The organism is Mesorhizobium sp. M7D.F.Ca.US.004.01.2.1 (assembly GCF_003997785.1).
GTDB lineage: Bacteria > Pseudomonadota > Alphaproteobacteria > Rhizobiales > Rhizobiaceae > Mesorhizobium > Mesorhizobium loti.
This window is the reverse complement of sequence record NZ_RZRQ01000430.1, coordinates 1-4,105: the sequence shown is the minus strand read 5'-3', so window position 1 is coordinate 4,105 and position 4,105 is coordinate 1. Positions and strand designations below refer to the sequence as shown.

Sequence of the window (4,105 nt, the reverse complement as noted above, 5' to 3'; positions counted from 1 at the left end):
GACATACCGTGGGACCAGACCGGCCGCACCAACAAGCTGCCGCTGTCGCAATGGGCGCAATGGGGTGTCACCAACCCCGACGGCACGCCGCTGATCGACAACGGTCTCAAGGCCGGCCTTGCGTTGCCGATGGGCCGCAAGGGCCCCGCCTTCCTCGCCTATGACAATTTCGACGTCTATCTCGAGTGGAACCAGTCGTTCACTTATGCGCTGACCGCGGCCAACCTCGCCGCCCGGTTGGCGGGCGCAAAACAGTTCGACCCGCGCACTCCCGAGACCGGTCTCAACAACGAACAGATGAAGGCGCTGCAGACCAAGCTGGAAGCCAGGGGCTACGATGTCGGCACCGTCGATGGCATCCTCGGCACCAACACCCGCGAGGCTATCCGCAAGGAACAGATGCGGTTAGGTTTGGCGGTGGACGGCTGGCCGACACCGGAGCTGTTGGGGAAATTGTAGGGTAGTAGGGCAGTAGGGCAGTAGGAAAAACTAGCCCGAAGCAGTGACTGCCGCCACTCCTATTGCCTTACTGACCTATTCCCCTCAATCCGCCATCGTCTCCAAGCTCGCAAAGCCCTGCGGCGCGTCGCCCTCGTCGAAGGGTGTCGTCACCTCGACGAAGGTGTCGGGGTAGAAGCCGTTGAAGCGGGTCCTCAGCGACAGCGAGTAGGCGCCGATATGGCCGATCTCGATCCAGTCGCCGGTGTCGACGGTTTCCGGCAGCCAGAACGGCCGCGACAGGATGTCGACGGAATCGCAGGTCGCACCGCAGACCTTGAACGGCACGATGTTCTTCTCCTCGCCATTGCGCGAGCGGATCGCCGGATCGGGAATGAAACGCGCCGGCAACGTGATCTTGCCGGTCCATGAATCCGACAGCGACGCCCAGATGCCGTCATTGATGTAGAGCCGCTTGCCCTTGCGCAGCAGCACCCGCACGATCAGCGACAGGCAGCGCGCCACGATCACCCGGCCGGGCTCGGCCACCAGCGGCATCTGGTCGAACTGATATTCTTTCAGATCGCCCGACAGCCGCGACATGATCTGGCCGAGCGACGGCATCTCGATCTGCTTGCGATTGGGGTCGTGGCCGTATTCGGCGGGGAAACCGCCGCCGACATCGAGCCCGGCAATATCGAAGGTCAGCCGGTTGCGCACCCAGTCGGCGGAGGCCAGCGCCCGCTCATAGGTGTCGGGATCCTCGATCTGGCTGCCGACATGGAAACACAGGCCAACCTTGTAGCCGGTGCGGTTCAGCCGCTCGGCCAGTTCGACGGCATAGGCCGGCCCTGCGCCGAACTTCTTCGACAGTTCGTAGGCGGCCGATCCTTTCGTCTGGATGCGCACGAACACGCTGATCGAGCCCGGATCGATGTCGAGAGCCCGCACCACCCGTGTCAGCTTGGTGATCTCGTCCTCATGGTCGAGCGAAATGACGCGGATGGCGTATTTCTCCAGCGCCAGCTTGATGTCCGACTGCGCCTTGACCGGGTGCATGTAGAGCATCTCGGCATCGGTAGAGACCGCGCGTACGGCGGCGAACTCGCCCGGCGAAGCGACGTCGAAAGCGTTGACGCCGGCCTCGACCAGGGTCTTCAGCACGATCTGCTCGCCATTGGTCTTGACCGCATAAGCGGTCTTGCCGGGGAACATGCCCATGAACTGCCTGGCATCCGCCATCAGCACCTGCGGGCGGAAGCAATAGACCGGATCGTCCGGGCGAAGCGCCAGTGCCGCCTCGCGGGCATTCTCGAATCGCTGCATGGACGAATCCTTGACCTGAGCTGCGCACAATTAATCCATGCTAGCGGCTAATGAAAACAATTCTGTGTCTCGTGGCGCTGACGCAGCGGCGCTAGGTCTTTGCCAGCAACGTTTGCCAGCGATCAGGTTTCGGGTGGCCCTTGTCGCCGAACCCGATATGGCTTCTGCCTGACTGACTGGCATTCAGGCCGTCTGGGAGGGCGACTCACATGGCAATAGCCGCGACATCAGCACCACGCGGGCCGATGGTGCTCAAGGACTGGGGACAGCTCCTGCTACTCGGTGCGATCTGGGGCGGCTCGTTCTTCTTTGCCCGCATCGCGGTGGCGGAACTTCACCCGCTGGTGCTGGTGCTGTTTCGCGTCGCCATCGCGGCGATTGCACTGCAGATCTATCTCGGCCTGCGTGGCCCGTCCTTCCGCCTCGCTCTTCCGCATGCCGGCCTTTTCTTCCTGCTGGCGCTCACCAACAACGTCGTGCCCTTCTCGCTGATCTTCGCCGGCCAGACAGAGCTTGGCGCAGGCGTCGCCTCGGTGCTCAACGCAACGACGCCGTTCTGGACGCTGATTCTCGCCAACGCGCTGACATCGGACGAAAAACTCTCCTGGAACAAGCTGGCCGGCATTGCGCTCGGCATCGCCGGCACGGCTGTCATGATCGGCCCCGGCCTGCTCGCCGGGCTCGGCGGCCCGGTCTGGGCCAAATTCGCGCTGATCGGCGCCTCGCTGTCCTACGGCATTGCGCTGATGGTCGCCCGCCGTTTCAAGGGTGTGCCCTCGCCGGTCATCGCCACCGGACAGTTGACGGCGTCGACCATCATCATGATCCTGATCGTGCTCTTCACCTACGGTCCATCGGGCCTGTTCTCGGCCTCGCCGCCGGTCTGGGCGGCGGTGCTGGCGCTGGCGCTTCTGTCCACCGCCTTCGCCTACATCCTCTATTTCAACCTCGTCGCCTCGGCCGGCGCCACCAACGCCTCGCTGGTCACGCTCATCGTGCCGGCCAGCGCCATGCTGCTCGGTTTTTTCTTCCTTGGCGAACGTCTAGAGTTGTTCGAAATCGGCGGCGTGTTGCTGATCGCGCTCGGTCTCATCACGATCGACGGACGGCTGCTTGGTCGACGTTAGAGCGCCGCGCGTCCACTGGACGCGCAAAGGACGCTCTAACCACTTAATTGCCCCCGCATCGCGAAAGTCGAATTCGACTTTCGCAGCGGTAGCGCTGCCATGACATGGTAACGACACACCGCCGCCATAATTTATTCACAGGTCTGAAGCTGGATTTTGCCTAGGAGTTTCAAAGCCTAACGGCAAAAGTGGGGTCGCAAATCTAGCAATTACGTCGCAATGCAGCACATTTTCCGCTTGCCTGTGGCACAAATGAACCTAGACTCTCAGGCATAGCTCTTTAAGAGGAGGCTATGTCATGGGACTTACGAGGCCTATCAACGCATTGATGATCTGTGCTGCGTTCGCCTTCATCGGAGCCCTTATTATGGGCTTTCTTCCCTGACCCGCCAAGACGGGGAAGAACCAGCACCACATAGTCCAAACCATTGAAAAGGCCGGGTTTTTACCCGGCCTTTTTGTATCTTGGGCGCTTCTTCGAGGCTCTCATGGTTCGAGCATGATCTTTTCCGAAAACCGGATTCCACTTTTCGGAATCATGCTCTAAGCCGCGGCCGAACCCGCCGCCTCCGCATCATGCGAGCGAATGCCTATCATGTGGCAAATGGCGAAGACCAGATCGGCCCGGTTCATGGTGTAGAAGTGGAAATCGCCGACACCGCGCTCGACCAGATCCATGACCTGTTCGGCCGCCACCGCCGAGGCCACCAGCGCATGCGTCTGCGGGTCCCGGTCAAGGCCCTCGAACCGCTCCGCCAGCCAGCCAGGCACATGCGCGCCCGCCCTCGCGGAAAAGTTCGCGACCTGCCTGAAACTGTGAACCGGCTGGATACCCGGCACGATGGGGATGTAGATGCCGGCGCGGCGGACGCGCTCGACATAGCGCTCGTAGAGATCATTGTCGAAGAAGAACTGGGTGATGGCGCGCGTCGCACCATTGTCGACCTTGCGTTTCAGCATCTCGATGTCGGTGGCGAAATCGGGGCTTTGCGGATGCTTTTCCGGATAAGCCGCGACGGAGATGTCGAAATCCGCGATTGCCTTAAGCCCGGCGACCAGTTCCGCGCCATTCTCGTAGCCACCGGGATGCGGTCGATAGGGTTCGCCGACGCCGGAAGCCGGGTCGCCGCGCAGCGCCACGAACCGGTTGATGCCGATCGACTTGTAATCCTGGATGACCGCATCGACCTCGTCGCGCGTTGCACCGACACAGG

Annotated in this window: 4 protein-coding genes; 2 read left to right on the top strand and 2 right to left on the bottom strand. The window is 61.8% G+C overall.

From position 1 onward, the window contains the following. Positions 1–459, top strand: a 459-nt coding sequence (locus tag EN993_RS32275; RefSeq protein WP_206532452.1) for a peptidoglycan-binding protein, incomplete at its 5' end; no start/stop codon positions are given. An 84-nt stretch (positions 460–543) separates the two neighbouring features. On the opposite strand, the gene EN993_RS32270 is transcribed toward EN993_RS32275, so the two are convergent. Further along, entirely contained in the window at positions 544–1,764 is a 1,221-nt protein-coding gene (locus EN993_RS32270) for an alanine racemase (RefSeq protein ID WP_109668297.1), read from the bottom strand. 209 nt (positions 1,765–1,973) lie between these two features. Between EN993_RS32270 and EN993_RS32265 the strand changes: the two genes are divergently transcribed. Then, positions 1,974–2,891, top strand: a complete 918-nt coding sequence (locus EN993_RS32265) for a DMT family transporter (RefSeq protein WP_127265818.1) — start codon at positions 1,974–1,976, stop codon at positions 2,889–2,891. A gap of 543 nt (positions 2,892–3,434) precedes the next feature. On the opposite strand, the gene EN993_RS32260 is transcribed toward EN993_RS32265, so the two are convergent. Continuing rightward, on the bottom strand, positions 3,435–4,105 hold a 671-nt coding region (locus EN993_RS32260; RefSeq protein ID WP_127265816.1), incomplete at its 5' end, for a methylenetetrahydrofolate reductase.

Coding starts and splice junctions, on each gene's coding strand:
- EN993_RS32270 (WP_109668297.1), bottom strand. CDS start 1,764: ATGCAGCGATTCGAGAATGCCCGCGAGGCGGCACTGGCGCTTCGCCCG.
- EN993_RS32265 (WP_127265818.1), top strand. CDS start 1,974: ATGGCAATAGCCGCGACATCAGCACCACGCGGGCCGATGGTGCTCAAG.